Raw genomic sequence first — 19,881 nt, forward strand, 5'->3', positions numbered from 1 at the left:
ACACCTCAAAACGGACGAACGGACGACGGACGAACGGACGTTTTGGTGTTTTCAAAAATAATATAAGAAAAGCATATTATTATATATATTATAATATATATAATAATATGAATAATAATATATATAATTATAGATATTATCTATTATCTCCTCCTTTGCTAAAAAATATTGGGAAAACGTCCGTTCGTCCGTCGTCCGTTCGTCCGTTTCGAAAATAAACGAATTAAAAAATTTGGTGGTGTAGGTTTTTATAGCTATCTTTGCATCAATTAAACTAAAGACCAAGCATGAAGGCGCAATTTCTTATACATAATACATTGGCTTTGAGAGGGTTATACCTCCATCCCCCAATTTTCGTTATGTAGTATAGCGACTTCGCTTCGTTCGTCAATCAATATTATTAATTTCCCCTTTTTAGCCTGAAAATGGCAGGTGCCAGTCCCTTGTCATCACATTAAACAATAAAAGCAACAAGAAATTGAATATATGAAGACAGAAAGCCTGAAACTATATATCGACGAACTGAACAAGCAGTACCGTACAGGTATTGCTCGTGAACATTCCTATCGCCCTGCGCTGAAAGACCTGTTACAGAGCTTATTGCCAAAGATGGTGGTGACTAATGAACCAGCGCATTTTGAGTGTGGTGCGCCTGACTATATCATACAAAGAGAGAAAGACCATCTGCCTGTGTTCTTCGTAGAGGCAAAAGACGTGAACGACAACGACCTTGACGGACGCAATAAGAACGGGCACAAGGAGCAGTTCGATCGTTACAAGCAGGCGCTTGACTACATTATCTTCACCGACTATTTGGACTTCCATTTATATGAACATGGTGAGTTCGTGGATAGTGTGAGGATAGCAGAGACAAAGGGCGACAAAATTGTAGGTATAGCTGATGCAGAAGATAAGTTTATCGGAATGATTCAGCACTTGGGGGCTTCTGCCATTCAACGCATTACTTCAGCTCCTCGTCTGGCAAAGCTAATGGCAGGAAAGGCTCGTCTGTTGGCTAATATCATTGAGACTGCCATGAATGATGAGACTCATAGCTATGAGAACGATAATCTTCGAGGACAATATCAGGCATTCAAGGATGTACTTATTCAGGAACTAAAACCTGAGGATTTTGCTGATATATATGCCCAAACCATTGCCTATGGTATGTTTGCCGCTCGCCTACACGATGATACACCAGAGGATTTTAGTCGTGAAGAGGCTGCTCGTTTGATTCCAAAGACCAATCCTTTCCTACGTCAGATATTTAACAACTTGGCAGGCAACGACCTTGATGAGCGTATTGCATGGGTTGTAGATGACTTAGTGACTGTCTTTCAGGCCACTAACCTGCAGAAGATTATGGCAAGCTATAGCCGTGACAAGCTACACCATGATCCCATGATTCATTTCTACGAGGACTTCCTTTCAGAGTACAATCCTAAGCTACGCAAGTCAAAGGGTGTATGGTACACGCCACAACCAGTCGTTGGCTTCATCGTCAGGGCTGTGGACGAAATACTTCAGAAGGAGTTTGGTCTACCAGAAGGATTAGCAGACTACTCGATGATAGAACGTGAGGTGGCTGTGGAGCAAAGTCGCGACAGGCGAACCACAGATGGCATGAAGCATGAGAAGCGTAAATTCCATCGTGTACAAATACTTGACCCAGCTACAGGTACTGGTACATTTCTTGCGGAAGTGGTAAACCAGATATATGACCGCTATCGCGACAATCAAGGCATTTGGCAACAGTATGTGGAGCAGCATCTGTTGCCTCGCTTGAATGGCTTTGAAATTCTAATGGCATCTTATGCTGTAGCTCACATCAAACTTGATATGCTTCTTGGCGAAACGGGCTATCAGCACCAAACAGATAAACGTCTGCATGTCTATTTGACCAACTCGCTCGAAGAGAGTAATAATGAGCCTCGCACCCTTTTCGCCCAATGGCTGAGCCGTGAGGCAACGGAGGCCAATGTTATCAAACGTGACTATCCTGTAATGGTGATGATAGGTAATCCGCCATATAGTGGCGAAAGCCAAAATAAGGGGAAGTGGATTATGTCATTGATGGAGAGTTACAAAAAAGAGCCTGGGGGAAAGTCTCAACTGAACGAGCGAAACCCCAAATGGCTGAATGACGACTATGTTAAATTCATACGTCTGGCTCAAGACTATATAGAGAAGAATGGTGAAGGCATCATAGGCTTTATCAATCCTCATGGTTATCTCGACAATCCAACGTTTAGAGGTATGCGTTGGAATCTGCTGAAAACTTTCGACAAGATCTTCACCATTGACCTACACGGCAACAGCAAGAAGAAAGAAACTTGTCCTGATGGTAGCAAAGACGAAAACGTATTTGACATTATGCAGGGCGTAAGCATCAACCTGTTTGTTAAGACAGGTAAGAAATCAAAGGATGAACTTGGAAAGGTGTACCATAAGGATATGTATGGCTTACGTCAGAACAAGTATGATTTTCTTGACGAAGCTACAATTGAAAACGTAGGATATAAGGAGCTGAAACCAAAAGAACCAATGTATTTCTTTGTGCCGAAAGATTTCGAGTTACAAGAAGAATATGATAAAGGTTTCAAAATTGACGAGCTGTTTAAAATTAGTTCTGTTTCTGTTGTAACTGCAAATGATTCTGTCCTTGTTGACATAAATGAAAATAACCTCTTGAAGAAAGTAAACGAGGCATATGGAAATGCAGATAAATCGTTTGTTGAAAGATATAATTATAGGCCATTTGACGATAGATACATCTACTATGATGTACAAAAAATAGAACGCCCAAGAGAATCGACAATGCGTCATATGAAAAAGCCTAACATTGCTATTCTGACATGTAGGCAATTAGCAGGAAACGAATGGCTTCATGTGTCTGTTGCAGATGGTATTGTTGATGACTGTCGCGTTTCCTCAAAAACAAAGGAAAGAGGATATGTATTCCCACTATACATCTACAAAGAGAATATGGGGAAAGAAGAGTGCATCGTCAATTTCAACAAGGAATTGTATGATAACATTGCCAAGGGGTTGAACTATCTCCCATGCTATGATGACAACATCTTGATTGATCCTACATCAGAATACAATGGCGTTCTCTATCCTAAAGACCTCTTTGATTACAACTATGCTGTGCTTCATTCGCCCAGCTATCGCGAACGCTACAAGGAATTCCTGAAGATAGACTTCCCACGCATACCTTATCCTACTGATTGGGAAAAGTACCGCGACTTAGTGGAAAAGGGCGAAGAACTGCGACAGTTGCACCTTATGGAAGATTTGCCTCATTCGACTGGCGTATCATTCCCCGTTGGTGGCTCCCTACAAGTGGACTGCTATCGCTGGGAGAAGAATCGCATTTATATCAACAGCGAACAATTCTTCGAGGGGGTGTCTGAATCAGCTTGGAACTTCTACATTGGTGGCTACCAGCCCGCTCAGAAGTGGCTCAAAGACCGCAAGGGTTTGACCCTGAGCTTCGAGGATGTGAAGCACTACCAGCGAATCATCTACGTGCTTCAGCAGACAGAGAGAATGATGAAGGAAATTGACGAGTTGTTGAGTTAGTAATACAAGGAAATGACAGATTGGAACTTACGAAAAACCACAATTGCCCTTGTCACAGGGAACGGTTTTGATAGAGATTTAGGATTACCATCTTCTTTCTCTGAATTTGCTATTAGTGATGAGTGGAAGAAACTATTAGTTACATTCGGTATAACTCGATTCAACAGATGGAGAAAGGGGACATCTCTTTTATGTCACCTAAATAACTCAATAAAGCCTAATTGGTTTGATGTTGAAGAAGAAATACATCAATTTATAAAAAAGCATTCTTCAGTATCAAAAAAACAGGCTAATAAGATTCAAATGGAATACGAGGGGTTAACACAAGCCTTTCAAAATTATCTATTGCGCGTCACAAAGGATTTTAAGGCAGATAAAACCAGATTGGCATATCAGCTTTTATGGCAACTCCCTCAATGTCCTGTGTTCATAACAGATTTTTCCTTCAATTATACTACGCCTGAATCTATAATTGGGAATGTGCCACAACCAATAAACTTATTCCATATTACTCGAGAACATATACACGGAAGTTTGCGAGATAACGACATTATTATTGGTTGTGATGTTGGTGAAAATGAAGAGCTAAACCGACGGCTTTCTTTTATGTATAAGTATAATAAACTAAACCATACAAATCACATTAATCTAAGTTTGAATGAGGCTAGAGAAATTATATTCTTTGGTCACTCTATAAACGAAATGGATTTTTGTTATTTTAGGGATTTTTTTAAGAAAGTAAGTTCTTCATACGAGGTTCCTAAAGATTTGACAATAATTACATTGAATGAAAAATCAGAACGAGATATTAAAGATAATATAAGGAACCAAGGTGTCTCTGTAACAGATTTGTACAATAATCTTTTTTCTTTTACATTTATTCATTCGTCCAAGATATATAATGGCGACCACGATGAAAACGAAAAATGGAAAGACTTGCTTTTTAGATTACAACATCAAACTCGCCAAGAAACAGAATAATAAAATATGGAATCACCGGGACAGGTACTTGATCGCCAAATGAATTAGGACTTATACCAACTATTCAAGATAGTGTTTTCATAAATTTGCGAATTATATTATCGATATTTATAGAAAATGCGATGTGAATCGCTAATTCATTTGAGATAAATTTGGGAGTGTAAGGGATTTTTTGTAATTTCGCACTCTGAAAGATTTAGGAAAAAGAGCCAGAGTTCTTCGGATTCTCATCGAACTGCAACACGAAAAAGAATTCTCTCAAGACGGAGGCTACCAGCTCACACCGAATCGTCGTGAGCATTGGTAGAAAGAATCAGGAACCTGTCCCGCCGATTCGTCCCGCCGATTCTTCGACAAGTTTTTGAATAGACAATTTGAATAAATCATTCGAAGACCTATAGGAAATATGTATACGCCACCATATAAAATAACGTCTGAGATTATACGTCTGATAGGCGAGATATCAGAACAGGTAGGAAGTATTATGACCCGTCTTGGAGATAATATTCCTTCTCCACAACTACGCAAGAAAAACCAGATAAAGACCATCCATTCGTCGCTGGCAATAGAGCATAACAGCTTGTCGATTAAACAGATGACAGATATTATTGATGGCAAGCGAGTGCTAGGTGCTCCTGACGAGATTCAGGAAGTGAAAAATGCTGTCGAGGCATATCGCCTGATGTCAGAGTTGGATGCCTTCAAAGAGAAGGACCTGTTGCGGGCTCATGAGCTGATGATGAAAGACTTGGTGCGCAATTCTGGACATTACAGACAAGAAGGGGTGGGCGTGTTTGATGGAAAAGGTAACTGTCTGCATATGGCTCCTCCTGCTGAGCGCGTGCCACAGTTGATGGGCGACCTCTTTGAATGGGTAAAAAAGACAGATGTTCATCCGCTGGTTTGTTCGTGCGTATTCCATTATGAGTTTGAGTTCATCCATCCCTTTGTTGATGGTAACGGACGTATGGGACGCTATTGGCAAACCATGTTGTTGTCTCGTTGGAAAGGGCTCTTTGCATGGCTCCCCGTAGAGACAATAGTCAAAGAACATCAGCAAGAGTATTACAGCGTGATTCAAAAAAGCGATCAGGTAGGCGAAAGTACACTGTTTGTAGAGTTTATGCTGCGCTGTCTGCTTAATGCGATGGATAGTTACGAGGTTGAAGAGGAGTCGGAAGTACAGGATAAAATGCAGGATAAAATGCAGGATAAATTTCCTGAGGTTTCAAAGCCTACGTGGGATGTGTTTGACATTATCCACCAGAATCCAAAAGCAACGGTCAACGCTCTCTGCGAACAGTTAGGATTAAAGGAGAGACAGATATATAAGCATATCTCCGTACTGAAATCCTTGGGGCTGATAGTTCGTGTAGGCAGTAACAAAACGGGTTATTGGAAAGTTAATATTTGAAGCAATGAATCAAGGGACAGGTACTTGATTCGCCAAATGAATTAGGACTTATACCAACTATTCAAGATTGCGTTTTCATACATTTGCGAATTATATTAGTCTATATTTAGGGTGCCAGAGGGACAGTCCCCGACATAACTCATCGCTATATGCAGACAATCGCACTTATCGTGTTATTGTTTACCATCAAAAGTCAAGTTCCGCACCCTCTGCGAAGATCGAGCGGATTATATATAAAGAATAGGTAAAAAGAGAAAAGGTATAACTAAATTAATTAAACTAGAAAATGACAACTGAAGAACTTAGGGCCTTGTTCCGCGATATGCAGGACAAGGGGTTGAGACCTATGCTGTGCGACACGGAGGTGCCTCTCTATGACGCGGAGGTGCCTTGTGGCGAACCTGCGCAATGCACAGGGGACTTTATGGAGTCGGTGCTCATGCCGAAGGAACTGCTGTCCATCAAGCCGGAATTCATGGTGACGGTGAAGGGCGAGTCGATGAAAGATGTGGGCATTGCCACGGGCGACGTGGTGAAGGTGGTAGGTATAGACTATCCTTTCGATGGCGACATTGTGCTGGCATGTATAGAAGGGGAGTACACGCTGAAGACTTACTATGAGGACGAGGAGGGAAGGACGTGGCTGGTGCCACAGAACGAAAGCTATAAGCCCGTGCTGCTGGATGGCAGCAAGCGGGTGAAGTTGTGTGGCAAGGTGAAGGAAATTGTGAAGAAGGCACCACGGGTACCCTCCAGACTTTGTGCCAAGGCGGTGAGGATGGCTATGAGAGCTATGGAGCCTGTGTACGAGGTCAGCGAGGCAAGGGTTGGCTATGCCATGCGTGAGATTGCACCGCAAATCACGGTGGCCCGATTGTGGTATGCTGTGTTTAGGGTAATGGTGGATTGTAATGTTCTGGGAAAAGACGATTTCGATGGCTTTATCGACAGGTTGCGCAAGGAGGTGCCCAACCATGAGCATCTGCCTGCAAGGGTAGAGATACAGAGAATGGCTGTACAGAGTTTTGCTAAACCTGTGAAGCTATGGACGATGGACAATGCACCTGTGAAGGGGCAACGATTCATAACCTATGAGAAAATTGCTCGTCAGACAAAAGAATTACTACTCTCTAAATAAAACTCTCAAAAAACTCTCAAAAAACTCTCAAAACTCTCAAAAAACTCTCAAAACTCTCAAAAAATTAGCTCTTTTTTGGCGAAAACTCTCAAATAAAGGCAAAACTGCGCAAGAAACTCTCACAAACTAGTCGGCGATGGAAGATTACTTCCATCGCCGTTTTTTTGTGCCTATCTTTGCAATGTCAAACAACGACAAGCGGTCTTTGACATGTTTACATTTACAACGCATACGCAGGTACATACGCACACCTACACACACGTACATTCTAATAAAAATATAAAGGAAAAAATGACGCAGGAAGAAATGATGATGATGCGGCAGGCGCAGGAATATATACGCGAGCTGCAGCAGAAACGCAATGCGGGCACTGAGAACTGTATGCTCTCCAGCGACTTGGCTAGGGAGATGGGGATCTCTGCCCTGGATCTACACCACTATCTGATAGACGTGGGGTTCCTCTTTCGTGAGCGAACAACTTACGAACTGAAGCTCGGCAAACGTTATGCGGGGCTTGGATATGCTAAGACTCGGAGTCACTTTCGGTACAACAAGTGGGGCAACCTCGTTGAGACACGCTTCCCTGTCTGGACTGAGAAGGGGCAGGAGTACATCAGAATTTTAATCATAGGAAAAGGCAGAAATGCCAAGAAGTTCAACAACTAAAAAACAACAAAAAATGGAAAAACTTGTATTGATTCAAGCGGTGGGCGCATACGCTGAGCGCCAGTACACACGACAGGACGGCACGCCGGAGTATTATCGTAGTCGTGGTGTGGTGATGAAACATGGTGGTGACACTTTCTACGGGGAGATGACGGGCGACCTGGCATCGAAGAACCGTGACACGGAGTATTTTCAGAATCAGCCTTACGTGGTGAAGGGGTACTGGAAGCATCGCACATGGGGTGAGAACCAGGAACGCCACGAAAACATGTTTTATATCACAGACCTGCAAGCACTTTAGATTATCGAACCGCCTACGGCGGGAAGGTTTCTTCCTCCGCGATTGGAGGCCGCCTACGGCGGGAAATTATATAAAATTTGGTCCAAAATTAAACAGGATTATTTTTTCTATTTGCGAGGAAGAAATTAAAATGAAAAATTTTGTTTTCAATTTTGAAAAATTTCCCTGCGAAGCAGGCTAAGCTCACAAGCTCCCCTCCCTTCAAGGGGAGGGGTAGGGGTGGGGTCTGTATCTCCATTGGCAGTTAGAACAACACTGACCCCACCCCCAACCCCTCCCCTACATGGGAGGGGAGGGGCTGCGCAAGGTTCAAGCTAAGGAAACAACCGCACAGGTTGAAAAATTTGACTTCCCCTGTCGGCCGTCGAGCTATAGCTTCCCTGCGAAGCAGGCTTTTTAACAATAAACCTTTGAGTTGAAGTGAGGAGGATATTCTCGAGTAAATGGCCAAAGAATCCGAAACTTCTTCTCGCTTAAAATCAACTCAAAAGAAATGGAAGTTATCATTAAAATCAAACTGAACGATAGTGTTATTGCCCGCATGAAGAAGGGCGAGTATGTGCAGGGTTCGCTGCACTTTGACGAAAAGACCGGCGAAAAGGCTTTCACCGCCTACGCAAGGAAGTCGAGAACAACGGGCTATGTGCCGAGCTACAAGACCATTGCAGAGCTGGAGAACGGATGGCTGAAGGAGACGAAGACGCTCATCATACGGCGCGAGGCGTTCCAGAAGCGAGTGGGCACGCCACGCATCATGGCGCAGATGGATAGAGGGAACCAGCAGGCAAAGGATGTGCTGATAGATAGGGAAATCATCGAATTTTGTTAATGTAGAAAAGAATAATTATGTTTTGCATACAAGATAATCAATATGTTTCCCCAGCGGTGCCAGGCACTTTGGAAAAGCTCAACGAGGTGCTAGACTCGCCAAGGGTGAAGTGGAAGATAAGGACGATACGTAGCGTCAGACAGCCAGGAGCCATCGAGCAATGGGCAAAGGACTCGGACTTTCAGAAGTTCTGCCTGAAAGAGGCGGGAAAGAAGAAAACGGGCGAGGCTTTCATGGCGCTGAGCAGCGAGGATAAGCTGGCACGATGGGCTACGGCACTGAAGGAGAGTTTGCCACCTCTGATATTCGGTGCCCGCGACTTTGACGAGACCCCGCTGAAGAAAGACCCCACGCGCAAGATGAAACGCAGGGTGCTGGCTGGCATTCGCCTGAGCGGACTGTTTATGTTTGACGTGGACCATGTGGACAACCCGCATGAGATCTTTGAACGTACACAGGTGGAAGGCTTCCCGTGGGATGTGGTGATGGCACATAAGACCTCGTCGGGAAAGGGACTCAGACTGGTGTGTAAGGCTAGGGTGGAGGTAGGCAACATTGCCGACAACCAGATAGAGCTGGCACAGGCGCTGGGCGTGAAGGCAGATGCCAGTTGTATAGATGCATCGAGAATCTCTTATGCTCCCATGCGAGAGGATGTGTATTTCCTTAATGAACAGGAACTACTGAACTATTATAATGAGGCGTTTGACAAAACCTTTAGCGAGGCTTATCGTAGTGGTCATACAGAGCCTACAAAGAAAACACACAGTTTCGAAGAAATAAAAGAGATAACTAAAAAAGATGAAACACGAAAAGAATCAGACAACCGCCTTCAGTCGGAAGGAGAAGGAGGATACCTCTATCATGGCGTTGAATACGCCAAAATCTGCGAAGCGTGGCAGGCCGCGCAAGGTGGAGCCCCTGCCTCGGGAGATCGCCACCGAACAATGTTGCAGCTGGCTCTCGACCTTAGGTATATCTGCGACAACCAGCCTGAAATGGTCGACAGAGTGCTTAGACTGTGTGGATTTGTGCAGGACGTCATCCGCGAGCGAGGCGACAAGGAAGTCACCGACATTGCTCATACGGCTTGTGAGCGAAAACTATACAAGGACATCCCCAAGAGGATGCAAGGGGTGCTTGAAAGTGTGGGTATTCATGCAGGCAAGTCCGAGGCAGCTGCAAAGCCTGTGGGAGCTGTTGAGGTGCCTTACGAACAGTTCGCTGCGCGGCTGGAACCTCTCCTTTGCGCCCCTTATGCGGAAGCCTGCAAGGGAGTGAGCAGACACAACTGGCTGGGGGCGGTGATGGCCTCGGGGGCCATGTACTGTACGCTGATGACGCGTTGCTGGTATAAGCACTTCAACGGGGCGCGCCAAAGGATGAACCCGCAGGTATTGATTATTGGTGACCCCGCCAGCGGAAAGAGCTTTGCCAAGGACCTGGACGACCAGATTATGTGTGCCATGAGGGCGCAGGACGAGGAGGTGCGTGCGCAGGAGACGCGCTACAAGCAGGAACAGAAGAAGCGTGGCACCAGCTCGAAAGCGCAGAAGCAGGACGCACTGGTGGAGCCTGAGGGTATGATACGCTATCTGCCCACGAAGACTTCTAACAACATCTTCTTCCGACGCCTGAAGAGGGCCAAGGAGGTGGTGGATGGCGAGGTGCTGCCCATGCATCTTTATATGTTTGACTCAGAGCTCGACTCTTCCATCTCGGCACAGAGCGGAGGCGCATGGATAGGCAAGCACGACCTAGAGCTGAAGGCTTTCCATAATGAGCTCTCGGGTGTGGACTATGCCAATGGCGACTCAATCAACGACATCCTGCCTGTGTATTGGAACAGCGTCACCACGGGTACCCAGATATCGCTCTACAAGAAGTTCACCATGCGTAACATCAACGATGGTCTTTGCTCGCGTGTGGCAATCTTCCAAATGGAGGTGGCGCGCTATCAGATGGTGAAGAAAAAGATGGTGGACTGGCAGGCTAACGAGGCACTGAAACAATGGGGCTTCCGCTTCGAACAGCTACATGGCGAATTGCCTCTGGAACGTCTCACCGACCATGTGTATGAGCTCTGCGAGCTATCGGCACAGGAGGCAGAGGCTGCCGATGACCACGTGCTGGACTATCTGAGAAAGCGTGCCGTGTTCTATGCCACCTGGCTCACCGTGCCCCGCATCATTGGTCGGCAGTATGAGCAGTATAAGAAGACGGGACAGCTCGATATCAGCGACGACGACCTGAGGTTCTCCACGCTTATCTATGATGCCGTGATCTATTTCCAAGACCATTTCTTCGGGCAGATGCTGCAGGACTCATGGGACAACGCAGCCCGCGAGTTTGTGCCACGCAGAAAGAATTCGAGGAATGCCGATGCCTACAGAGATTTGCCCGAGACATTCTTAATTAATGATGTGATGGTCGTGCTTGACATTGAAAAAGATGCAGCGCATAAGCAATGTCAGCGTTGGCTTAAACATGGATTCGTAGAGCGCGTGAAGCAGGGCAAATACAAGAAGGTCGTCAAGGAAATCATGAGTTAGGTGAAGAATTGAAGAATTGAAAAATTGAAGAATTGAAGAATTGAAAAATTGAAGAATTCTTGGCAGAGCCAAGCGGCGAAGCCGAGCGGAAAAATTGAAGAATTGAAAAATTGAAGAATTGAAAAATTGAAGAATTCTTGGCAGAGCCAAGCGGCGAAGCCGAGCGGAAAAATTGAAGATTATGTTACCAAGAGGAATCAGAAATAATAATCCTTTGAACATTCGCCGTTCTAAGGATAAGTGGCAGGGCTTGAGAGCCCAGCAGACAGACACTGCGTTCTGTCAGTTTGAAACAATGGCGTATGGCTGGCGCGCAGCCTTCGTGCTGCTCACACGTACGTACTACCACACGTATCGGCTGTTTACCATCCGAAACATTATCAGGCGGTGGGCGCCGCCAGGCGAGAACAATACGGAGGCGTATATCCGCAATGTGTCGAGACTCACGGGCATAGACCCCAACGAGCCTCTGGGCATACCGAGCGACAAGCCGGGACGCTGGATAGCCTTAGGTCTCGCGATGGCGATGCAGGAGAATGGTAGCGATGCCACACTAGACACCTTCGCCGTGTTGCAGGGGTGGGAGATGAGGATGGAGTGACCCAGCCAGTTTATGCATTTCGGAGGTGGTGAGTTTACTGCTGGAGATGCTGGATAAAAAAACAGATTAAACGAAGAGAGAGAGACAATAAATGTCTCTCTCTTCGTGATTCCGTTGGGACTCGAACCCAAGACCCACAGCTTAGAAGGCTGTTGCTCTATCCAGCTGAGCTACGGAACCATCATTGCAATCAATGGCATACTACCAGATTTTGCGGGTGCAAAGGTAACAATATTTTATGAAACAGCCAAATTTTACACACTAAATCTGATGTATGAGCGGTCGTCAAAGGAGTTGTTGCCCTCCATGAATGCTTTTGTGGCCTTGAATTCACCAATGTTTAGCGGGTCTGTTTCTTTCTGTTTTGCCAGCTTGGCTTCTGATTCTTCCAGGGTGGGGCAGAGAAACGGATAGCCATCCGAGGCCAGCACAATTTCCCATGGGGTAAAGTCGAGTGTGATGATTCTGACTTTGTCTTCGGGAATGCGGAAACCATCGACCACAGCATAAGTGATGTTCTGATTCTTCATCGTCTGGAGCATGTGTGGGATGATTTGTTGTCTTGCCGTATCTTCGCGAAGGAAGTCGGCATGGGACTTTTCGCTCGTCTTGATGATTTGTGCTCTCTGCTCGGCAAGTTCTTGCTCGTATGGCTTGGGATTGTCGTAGAACGTGCCGTTTACCAGACACTGGCAGTCGCCCACCATCCATATTTCACGTCGAAGCCGACTGTAAATGATGACGCTTGCCGTCAGTCTTTCTTCGGGATGCTCTATGAGACGGTCCACCTCAGATTTCTTGTAGTGCTTGAACAGATAATGTGACACGCCCAGACAAAACTCATGACAGCTACAATCTTTCTTCATCTTGCCAATATAGCTGGCAATCAGTTTCATGGCATAGCGTCCGTTGGAGTTGAAAAGACTATAGCGTCGTGTGGTCTTCGAGGTAGAGCCATCGATAACGGCTACAAAATCATCTGTTACGACGATGCCGTCCTCGCTTTTCTTCTTTGGGCTTTTCGCTACGATGGCCTGTTCTGTTATTGTCATGATAAGTTGATGTTGTTCTGTTGAAGTCGTGATAGGTTGCCGGCTTGTAACCTCCAGTGTTGGGGAACAACTTGGCAATGAGGTCTGTGCGACCTATTCGTCTCAGACTTTGCTCAATGCCTCTACGCTCCTCAGGTTTGTACCAAAAGAAGTATTGACGTTGTGCCATTTTCTCCTTAGGTGTCTTTGCCGAGAATACAGGTTCCAACGTGTAAGGATCGTATCCCGTGTACCAAGTCTCTGTGGCTATGGTCATGGGCGTAGGGGTAAAGTCTTGCACTTGTTCCAACTGAAAATCAAGTTTCTTGGTGAGAACAGCAAGTTCAGCCATGTCTTCCTCGTGACAACCAGGATGAGAACTAATGAAATAAGGGATGATCTGCTGGCGGAGGTTGCCTTCTTTATTGATCCTGTCGAAGATGCGCTTAAAGTCTTCAAACTGGCGGAATGATGGTTTGCGCATGAGATAGAGCACCCGGTCGCTGGTGTGTTCTGGAGCCACTTTCAGACGTCCGCTCACATGATTGCAAATCAATTCACGTGTGTACTCCTGAGTTGATCGGTTGGCTTCTTCATCCTTACTTCTGTGCAGCAGCAAGTCGTAGCGAACGCCACTGCCTATGAAGCTTTTCTTGATTCCCGGCAGGGCATCTACAGACTTGTATATGTCAATCAGTTTTGAATGATTGGTGTCCAGGTTGGGGCATATCTGCGGATGAATGCAACTGGGACGCTTGCATTTCTCACAGGCCTTGATGTTTCGTCCATGCATTCCGTACATATTGGCCGAGGGTCCACCTAAATCGCTGAGATAGCCTTTGAAGTCGGGTTGTTGACAAACCTGTTTCACTTCTTTCAGAATGCTCTCTTTTGAACGGCAGGCTATAAACTTTCCTTGATGAGCCGATATGGTGCAGAAGGCGCAGCCACCGAAACATCCACGATGAATGTTGACGCTGAACTTAATCATCTCGAAGGCTGGAATACGCTTTCCTTTGTACTTAGGATGGGGCTGGCGCGTGTAAGGAAGGTCGAAAGACGCATCTATCTCGCCCGTGGTCATGGGCGGATAGGGCGGATTAACCACAACGTATTTGTTGCCCACCTGCTGAATCAGACGTTGAGCATGCATCATGTTTGACTGCTCTTCGATGTGCTTGTAGTTTTCTGCTTCGGCACGTTTGTTTCTCAAACATTCCTCGTGCGAGTTCAGTATGATGTCCGAGTCCTGTACACCTCCTTCTATATGCTGCTTATCTGTTAGATATACGGTCTGAGGTATGTCTTTGATGTCCTGAATGCTTTGTCCCTGTTCTAATCGTTGTGCTAGTTCAACGATGGGCTTCTCACCCATACCATATATAATAATGTCACCACCAGAGTCGCACAGAATGCACTTGCGTAGCGAATCCTGCCAGTAGTCGTAGTGGGTGAGACGACGAAGCGAGGCTTCGATGCCACCAAGAACCACGGGAACGTCTGGATAGATCTCCTTCAGGATCTTTGAATAGACGATAGTTGGATACTCTGGACGCATGTCGTGACGTCCGTCAGGCGAGTAGGCATCTTCAGATCTGAGTCGTCTGGCTGCGGTATATTTGTTGACCATAGAGTCCATGCAACCAGGCGATATACCAAAGAATAAGCGAGGGCGTCCCAGTTTCTTGAAGTCGCGATAATCACCATGCCAGTCGGGTTGTGGCACAATGGCAACTTTATAACCAGCAGCTTCGAGTGTACGCCCAATCACAGCAGCTCCGAACGAAGGGTGATCTACATAAGCATCACCAGAGAACAAAATGACGTCCACTTCATCCCATCCTCTTAGCTCAAGTTCTTTTTTGGTAGTAGGCAGAAAATCAGTCAGCTGTAGGCTCATTCACTTGTTTCTTTTTCCAATCTATATATAGGTTGAGAAGATTCTGCAATCCTATGGCTTTCATGTTGGGATGATAAATCACATCCAGGCATAAGTCGAGTAGCGCTTTGCTATCTTCGCCGGCACTTGATTCGAGGAGTGAACGAATGTTGAGTCGCAACTTGTCCAGGACCTGTTCATCAACGTAACCATTAGAATCAATGAGGTCACGCAATAATTGATACTGTTCTATTGTGGCCAAATGTTGTTCGGTCACCTCAATACTTCTTGTACCAGAAGCGTTAGCTTGTATTTTGTTCATAATCATAGATTTATTTGATGAGAAAAGACATAATTCCTTTCATTATTCTTGCACGAACCAATGGATCTGTGATGCACTCAAAGGGGAATCCCATGGTGAATGCGTGGTAGTCGGGACCATTATAGGCCACGGCAGCGCTCGACTCATCGTGCTCGTAAACCATAGCAGGAAAAGACATGGAAGAAGTGGGCTGTAGCACATCAGTATGCGGAGCTGCATAGTGAAGTTCGTTGAGAGACTTATAGAAATCGAAATGAAGTCCTAAACCACGCACTGCAGCCGAAGATGTGTTGACCCCAGAAGCCTCGCATTTCAGCAGTTGTGAAAGTAGCAACTTCTCATCGTCTGTGGCTTGGTCACTACCCACGAAAGCACCACTTACCAAGAGGTTTCCGCCGTGATAGGTGTACTTTCTCAGAGCCGACTGCATCGTTGGACGCAGTGTCTTGTAATATACCAGACTGTGTCCATCGTCCTTCTCAAGTCCAAGCACCAGGTCCACAACCTGATATTGATCCAGCTTCACGCTACCGTTTTCTACAGCTTGTGATGAGCAACTGACAATATTGAATCTACCGTCATGTCTCAGTGCCTCAGCATGAGTGCAGACGTAGTTGAAATCGTTTCCTGCAATAATCTGTCCGGCCAGTTCTTCACCGCTGAAACCGAGTCCTGTAGAGTCTTCAATACCAATTTTGTCAGGATCGAACACTCTCTGACGTCCCAACCATCCGGCTGTTTTCCCATAAGTGATGCCAGGGTCTAACTCCATATCAAAACCCAGACCCGTGCTACTGATGGCTGGTGAGGACAGACGATGAAAGCCATTGACTATAAGTGCCTTGTAGGTGGCATCTTTTTGATATATGGCAGAAAGTGTCTCAGTGGGGAAACTACATCCACCCTCGTTTGTCGCTACAACTTTAAAATGATACAAGATGCCTGGCGTCAATCGCACCGTGCATGATGTACCTTTTAGTGGTGTTCCATTGTCAAAACCGTTGTTCTCTTGTGCTATGTAAAGGATATAGCCAGTAGGTTTTGAACTTGGTTCCTGTCCGTCGATGATGCCTTGCCAGCTAATTCGTACTTCGCCCGCTTTGTTGGTAAATTCAATATGGAAATTGTCGGGAGCAAGAGGCTCCACGATATAGTCGCTTGCATGATGCGAAGTGACGTACTTAAGGATGGTTTTATAGATAGAACGAGCAAGCGCAAACTTGAAATCAGGATCATGTCCATATCTCATATCGCCAAAATTCTGATGCGATAGAGTCTCAATAATGGAACTTGGGACAATCGGTAAACGTGTCTCTGAGTAGTTCCTGTCATAGAGTTTGCGCTTAGACCACTGGCCGTAGCGGTATTGCAGATCTTCTGTGGTGTTGTTGAGCAAGGCTGACGCCAACTCGTAGGAAGCTGTTCTACTCATACCTGTTGCCAAAAGACTGTCACCGTGATGCGTGGTACAGATGCTGAGTGTACCATATATTCCTAATCCATTGGATGTGTGGCCGGCATCACTATGGACGGCCAAAGACAATTCAATAGGTACTTTTCTGCCTGCAGAGTCGGGGGCGTAGCATGATCCACCGGCCAGCAGGTTGGTGGTCAGCGAGCGTGTATTAATGTCGTCAGCATAGTCGTTGCTGCCTTGTCGTGTGCTATACACCCGATAGGGCATACCAGCCCACTGAGCATAGTAACGTGCACCTTCTAAACACCTGGGAAGACCACTGACCTGATTGCCGCGCTGAATATTGCCCATGCCGCCACCAAATCTGACGGCATCTGTAGTAACCACACCTTTGTGGCGGCTTAAGTTGGTTACAGCAATATGATTGCGTTCGCTATTACCTTTTTCAAATTCGAAGGTACCCAGATAAACCCACGTGCTTCCACCCATCTGTTGATTCACCCTGAACTCAGTGGTTTGGCCTTTGTGACAAACAAGATAGCAGGCATCGTCAACACTCTCTGGTACTGTCTGATAGCTGATGTAAACGGCATATTGTCCATCTTCAGGAATCTGAGGCGTGTAATATACTACACTTTGATTATTTCTGTTGTGCGTCGTCTTAGCCATTCGCGCCGTACCTGCAACGAAAGGATTCTCGTTGTCTCTGTAGGCACCAGCATGTTGTGCAAAACCACGCTCGGGTGCCTCAGTCCAACTTTCTTTGAGATTCTTCTCGCGATAGGCCACCATAGATGTATGGTCGTCGTTATCCACAATTACCTCATTCTTCTGCCAGTCGCGTTCGCGTGGTGTAAACACCACAGCACCAGCATTCTCAAGCATTGGGATGAGGTAGGGTACTACAATGGTTTGTGTGAAAAGGTCCTCGTTGGTGCAAAACAACGAAGGGCGCTGCCATCTCCATTTGCCTTCATTGCTGTCGAAGTATCGTCCGTGGCTAGCCCATACTGAAAGATGATGGCCTTCTAATCCTTTTTCGGCAATATGTGGCCTTGAAATGTTTTTTACCCATGGCTCGCCTTCATGATGGATCTTTTTCCATGATGTCTGCGCAGCTATGGGTAATGATATGATGGTGCAGAGTGCTATAAGAACTCGTTTATACATTGCCGATGGTAAAGTTTTCCGGATTCTTTCCTTTGAAATCCTTGAAGTATAGTTTGATTTCCCGCATGTCCTTCTCTAGGTCTCCTGAAGGGATGATGGTCTTAGTGCATCTGATGATCTTCTTCTCATAGTCTAATCCATAAAGAAGAATGGGGATGCCTGCCTTTAGAGCGATGAAATAGAATCCTTTCTTCCATTCTTCCACACGAGAGCGAGTACCCTCGGGCGTGATGCAAAGTCGGAAAGAGTCAGCAGCTTTAGCTGACTCGGCAATAGAGTCAGTCATACTGGTGTGCTTTTGTCTGTAAACAGGGATGCCTCCCATCTTCTTGAATAGCGATCCTAATGGCCAAAAGAACCATTCTTTCTTCATCATGAAATTGCTATTCAAACCTATCGCTTTATTATATAGCTGTCCGTAGAAGAAGTCCCAGTTGCTAGTGTGAGGTGCCAAGCAAATGATAAACTTCTTGGGGTGTTCCTCGGTTACTTCGATGGTCCATCCTAGCTTTTGGCAAAGTAACCAATTACAAAATCGTTTTAACATTGAAATATTCTGTGTTCTGTTTCTTTAGAGATTATTAATTTGATCAATAATCTCGCTTGCTTGCGATGTAAAATCCTCTCTAAGTTTTTTGTAATAGGCCTTGGGCGTTAATCCTGGCTCGGGGTGAGAAATACGACTTACAAAGTCGCTTTGCATCTTGATGATGGCATATAGCAGCCCCTCAGCATTATCGTCGTTTACTTGATTTCCGTAAAGTGAAGCAGCAATAGCCTCTGCAAAGATTTCTTCGCAGATCATGTTGATTGCGCGTTTTAAAGTTCTTTTGTTTGCCATAGTCGTGATTTATTGATTTTCACGCCAAAGATACGAATTATATTTGAAACCTCCAAGCTTTTATTGTAAAATTAACAATTGGCCGACTACAACATGCCCTTCGTTGATGGAAGCTGATAATTGTAGATATCTCTCCTTACGGCCTGTCGTAGCGCTCTTGCCAATGCTTTGAAGATGCCTTCAATCTTGTGATGCTCATTGGTGCCCTCTGCATGAATATACAGATTCATATGGGCGGCATCCGAGAGGCTCTTGAAGAAATGGAAGAACATCTCGGTAGGCATGTCTCCAATCTTCTCGCGTTTGAACTCTGCTTCCCAAACCAGCCAGGGACGACCTCCAAAGTCGAGACACACATGGGCATTGCAGTCGTCCATAGGCAGGGCAAAGCCATAGCGCTCAATTCCTCTTTTTGTGCCTAGGGCGTTGTGGATGCATTGTCCCAGAGCCAGAGCGGTGTCTTCGATGGTGTGATGTTCGTCAACGTTCAGGTCACCATTACAACGTATTTTCAGGTCAATCATTCCGTGTTTGCCGATCTGTTCCAGCATGTGGTCAAAGAAGCCAAGACCTGTATTGATGTCGCATTTTCCTGTTCCGTCAAGCGCCACACTGACGTCTATATCGGTCTCTTTGGTGGCTCTCTTGACATTGGCAATGCGCTCTCCGTCAAATATATTTTCTGCAATTTGTTTCCAAGTCATATCATCAGTTAGAATAAGTGACTTGCAACCAATGTTGCGTGCAAACTGCGCATCGGTCTCTCTATCGCCAATCACATAGCTATTGGCTATGTCATATTCACCTGATTCTATATATTTTTTTACGAGTCCAATCTCGGGCTTTCTTGTGGGAGCATTGTCTTCGGGGAAGTGGGAGTCAATCAGAATGTCATCGAACTCAATGCCTTCGCCTTTCAGCGTGTTGAGTATGAAGTTATGCGCAGGCCAGAAGGTGTCTTCGGGAAAGGATTTGGTGCCGAGACCATCCTGATTGCTGACCATTACAAAGAGAAAGTCAGTCCTCTCTTTCAAAAAACCTAACCATCTGAAAACGCCTGGTTTGAATGTGATTTTATCAAGTGCGTCAACCTGTTCGTCGAATGGTTCTTCTACAAGTGTTCCGTCACGATCAATAAATAATATTTTTTTCAT

The 19,881-nt window shown here is 45.6% G+C and carries 16 protein-coding genes and 1 tRNA gene; 9 read left to right on the plus strand and 8 right to left on the minus strand.

Annotation, left to right across the window (positions count from 1 at the left end):
- The first annotated feature begins 486 nt into the window (after positions 1-486).
- The 9 genes from T433_RS0111020 (at position 487) to T433_RS0111060 (ending at position 12,067) form a co-directional block, all read left to right on the plus strand.
- Positions 487-3,585 carry a type ISP restriction/modification enzyme gene (locus T433_RS0111020; protein ID WP_027455840.1) on the plus strand — a complete coding sequence of 1,033 codons (3,099 nt, stop codon included), beginning with the start codon at positions 487-489 and terminating at the stop codon, positions 3,583-3,585.
- 12 nt (positions 3,586-3,597) lie between these two features.
- Positions 3,598-4,566, plus strand: a complete 969-nt coding sequence (locus T433_RS0111025; protein ID WP_027455841.1) for an AbiH family protein — start codon at positions 3,598-3,600, stop codon at positions 4,564-4,566.
- Positions 4,567-4,972: 406 nt separating this feature from the next.
- Positions 4,973-5,980 (plus strand): Fic family protein, encoded by a 1,008-nt coding sequence (locus T433_RS0111030; RefSeq protein ID WP_155808486.1) that lies wholly within the window; start codon positions 4,973-4,975, stop codon positions 5,978-5,980.
- Positions 5,981-6,266: 286 nt separating this feature from the next.
- Positions 6,267-7,118, plus strand: coding sequence for a LexA family protein (locus tag T433_RS15975; protein ID WP_081778471.1), 852 nt, complete (start codon positions 6,267-6,269; stop codon positions 7,116-7,118).
- A gap of 210 nt (positions 7,119-7,328) precedes the next feature.
- Positions 7,329-7,784 (plus strand): phage antirepressor KilAC domain-containing protein, encoded by a 456-nt coding sequence (locus T433_RS0111040; RefSeq protein ID WP_027455843.1) that lies wholly within the window; start codon positions 7,329-7,331, stop codon positions 7,782-7,784.
- A gap of 13 nt (positions 7,785-7,797) precedes the next feature.
- Positions 7,798-8,085 (plus strand): hypothetical protein, encoded by a 288-nt coding sequence (locus tag T433_RS0111045; protein WP_027449630.1) that lies wholly within the window; start codon positions 7,798-7,800, stop codon positions 8,083-8,085.
- Between the two features lie 493 nt (positions 8,086-8,578).
- Positions 8,579-8,914, plus strand: a complete 336-nt coding sequence (locus T433_RS0111050) for a hypothetical protein (RefSeq protein ID WP_027455844.1) — start codon at positions 8,579-8,581, stop codon at positions 8,912-8,914.
- Positions 8,915-8,931: 17 nt separating this feature from the next.
- A complete protein-coding gene (locus T433_RS0111055) occupies positions 8,932-11,466 on the plus strand; it encodes a BT4734/BF3469 family protein (RefSeq protein ID WP_081778472.1) in 2,535 nt (844 codons plus the stop codon).
- 181 nt (positions 11,467-11,647) lie between these two features.
- Entirely contained in the window at positions 11,648-12,067 is a 420-nt protein-coding gene (locus T433_RS0111060) for a hypothetical protein (protein ID WP_044109804.1), read from the plus strand.
- Positions 12,068-12,173: 106 nt separating this feature from the next.
- Here T433_RS0111060 and T433_RS0111065 read toward each other — a convergent pair.
- From T433_RS0111065 to hisB, 8 genes are all read right to left on the minus strand, one after another.
- Positions 12,174-12,247 (minus strand) — tRNA-Arg (locus T433_RS0111065).
- Between the two features lie 74 nt (positions 12,248-12,321).
- Positions 12,322-13,119 carry a hypothetical protein gene (locus T433_RS0111070; RefSeq protein ID WP_027455847.1) on the minus strand — a complete coding sequence of 266 codons (798 nt, stop codon included), beginning with the start codon at positions 13,117-13,119 and terminating at the stop codon, positions 12,322-12,324.
- Positions 13,043-14,998, minus strand: coding sequence for a YgiQ family radical SAM protein (locus T433_RS15255; RefSeq protein ID WP_044109781.1), 1,956 nt, complete (start codon positions 14,996-14,998; stop codon positions 13,043-13,045). Before T433_RS15255 ends, T433_RS0111070 begins: the two co-directional genes overlap by 77 nt.
- Positions 14,979-15,299, minus strand: coding sequence for a hypothetical protein (locus T433_RS0111080; RefSeq protein ID WP_027449636.1), 321 nt, complete (start codon positions 15,297-15,299; stop codon positions 14,979-14,981). Before T433_RS0111080 ends, T433_RS15255 begins: the two co-directional genes overlap by 20 nt.
- A 10-nt stretch (positions 15,300-15,309) precedes the next feature.
- Positions 15,310-17,886: a golvesin C-terminal-like domain-containing protein gene (locus tag T433_RS0111085; RefSeq protein ID WP_027455848.1), complete on the minus strand. Its 2,577-nt coding sequence runs from the start codon at positions 17,884-17,886 to the stop codon at positions 15,310-15,312.
- The gene (locus tag T433_RS0111090; protein ID WP_027455849.1) at positions 17,879-18,433 is read right to left on the minus strand and encodes a 1-acyl-sn-glycerol-3-phosphate acyltransferase; all 555 of its coding nucleotides are present in this window, start codon (positions 18,431-18,433) and stop codon (positions 17,879-17,881) included. The genes T433_RS0111085 and T433_RS0111090 overlap by 8 nt, the downstream gene beginning before the upstream one ends.
- A 24-nt stretch (positions 18,434-18,457) precedes the next feature.
- Positions 18,458-18,727, minus strand: a complete 270-nt coding sequence (locus T433_RS0111095) for a hypothetical protein (protein ID WP_027449639.1) — start codon at positions 18,725-18,727, stop codon at positions 18,458-18,460.
- Positions 18,728-18,813: 86 nt separating this feature from the next.
- Entirely contained in the window at positions 18,814-19,881 is a 1,068-nt protein-coding gene (hisB, locus tag T433_RS0111100) for a bifunctional histidinol-phosphatase/imidazoleglycerol-phosphate dehydratase HisB (protein ID WP_027455850.1), read from the minus strand.

Source organism: Xylanibacter brevis ATCC 19188, from assembly GCF_000621725.1.
GTDB classification, from domain to species: Bacteria; Bacteroidota; Bacteroidia; order Bacteroidales; family Bacteroidaceae; genus Prevotella; species Prevotella brevis.

What these genes read in the sequence shown, in the direction of transcription:
- T433_RS15975 (WP_081778471.1), top strand. Translation starts at nt 6,267, where the DNA reads ATGACAACTGAAGAACTTAGGGCCTTGTTCCGCGATATGCAGGACAAG.
- T433_RS0111020 (WP_027455840.1), top strand. Translation starts at nt 487, where the DNA reads ATGAAGACAGAAAGCCTGAAACTATATATCGACGAACTGAACAAGCAG.
- T433_RS0111050 (WP_027455844.1), top strand. Translation starts at nt 8,579, where the DNA reads ATGGAAGTTATCATTAAAATCAAACTGAACGATAGTGTTATTGCCCGC.
- T433_RS0111080 (WP_027449636.1), bottom strand. Translation starts at nt 15,299, where the DNA reads ATGAACAAAATACAAGCTAACGCTTCTGGTACAAGAAGTATTGAGGTG.
- T433_RS0111060 (WP_044109804.1), top strand. Translation starts at nt 11,648, where the DNA reads ATGTTACCAAGAGGAATCAGAAATAATAATCCTTTGAACATTCGCCGT.
- hisB (WP_027455850.1), bottom strand. Translation starts at nt 19,881, where the DNA reads ATGAAAAAAATATTATTTATTGATCGTGACGGAACACTTGTAGAAGAA.
- T433_RS15255 (WP_044109781.1), bottom strand. Translation starts at nt 14,998, where the DNA reads ATGAGCCTACAGCTGACTGATTTTCTGCCTACTACCAAAAAAGAACTT.
- T433_RS0111045 (WP_027449630.1), top strand. Translation starts at nt 7,798, where the DNA reads ATGGAAAAACTTGTATTGATTCAAGCGGTGGGCGCATACGCTGAGCGC.
- T433_RS0111025 (WP_027455841.1), top strand. Translation starts at nt 3,598, where the DNA reads ATGACAGATTGGAACTTACGAAAAACCACAATTGCCCTTGTCACAGGG.
- T433_RS0111030 (WP_155808486.1), top strand. Translation starts at nt 4,973, where the DNA reads ATGTATACGCCACCATATAAAATAACGTCTGAGATTATACGTCTGATA.
- T433_RS0111095 (WP_027449639.1), bottom strand. Translation starts at nt 18,727, where the DNA reads ATGGCAAACAAAAGAACTTTAAAACGCGCAATCAACATGATCTGCGAA.
- T433_RS0111040 (WP_027455843.1), top strand. Translation starts at nt 7,329, where the DNA reads ATGTTTACATTTACAACGCATACGCAGGTACATACGCACACCTACACA.
- T433_RS0111070 (WP_027455847.1), bottom strand. Translation starts at nt 13,119, where the DNA reads ATGACAATAACAGAACAGGCCATCGTAGCGAAAAGCCCAAAGAAGAAA.
- T433_RS0111085 (WP_027455848.1), bottom strand. Translation starts at nt 17,886, where the DNA reads ATGTATAAACGAGTTCTTATAGCACTCTGCACCATCATATCATTACCC.
- T433_RS0111055 (WP_081778472.1), top strand. Translation starts at nt 8,932, where the DNA reads ATGTTTTGCATACAAGATAATCAATATGTTTCCCCAGCGGTGCCAGGC.
- T433_RS0111090 (WP_027455849.1), bottom strand. Translation starts at nt 18,433, where the DNA reads ATGTTAAAACGATTTTGTAATTGGTTACTTTGCCAAAAGCTAGGATGG.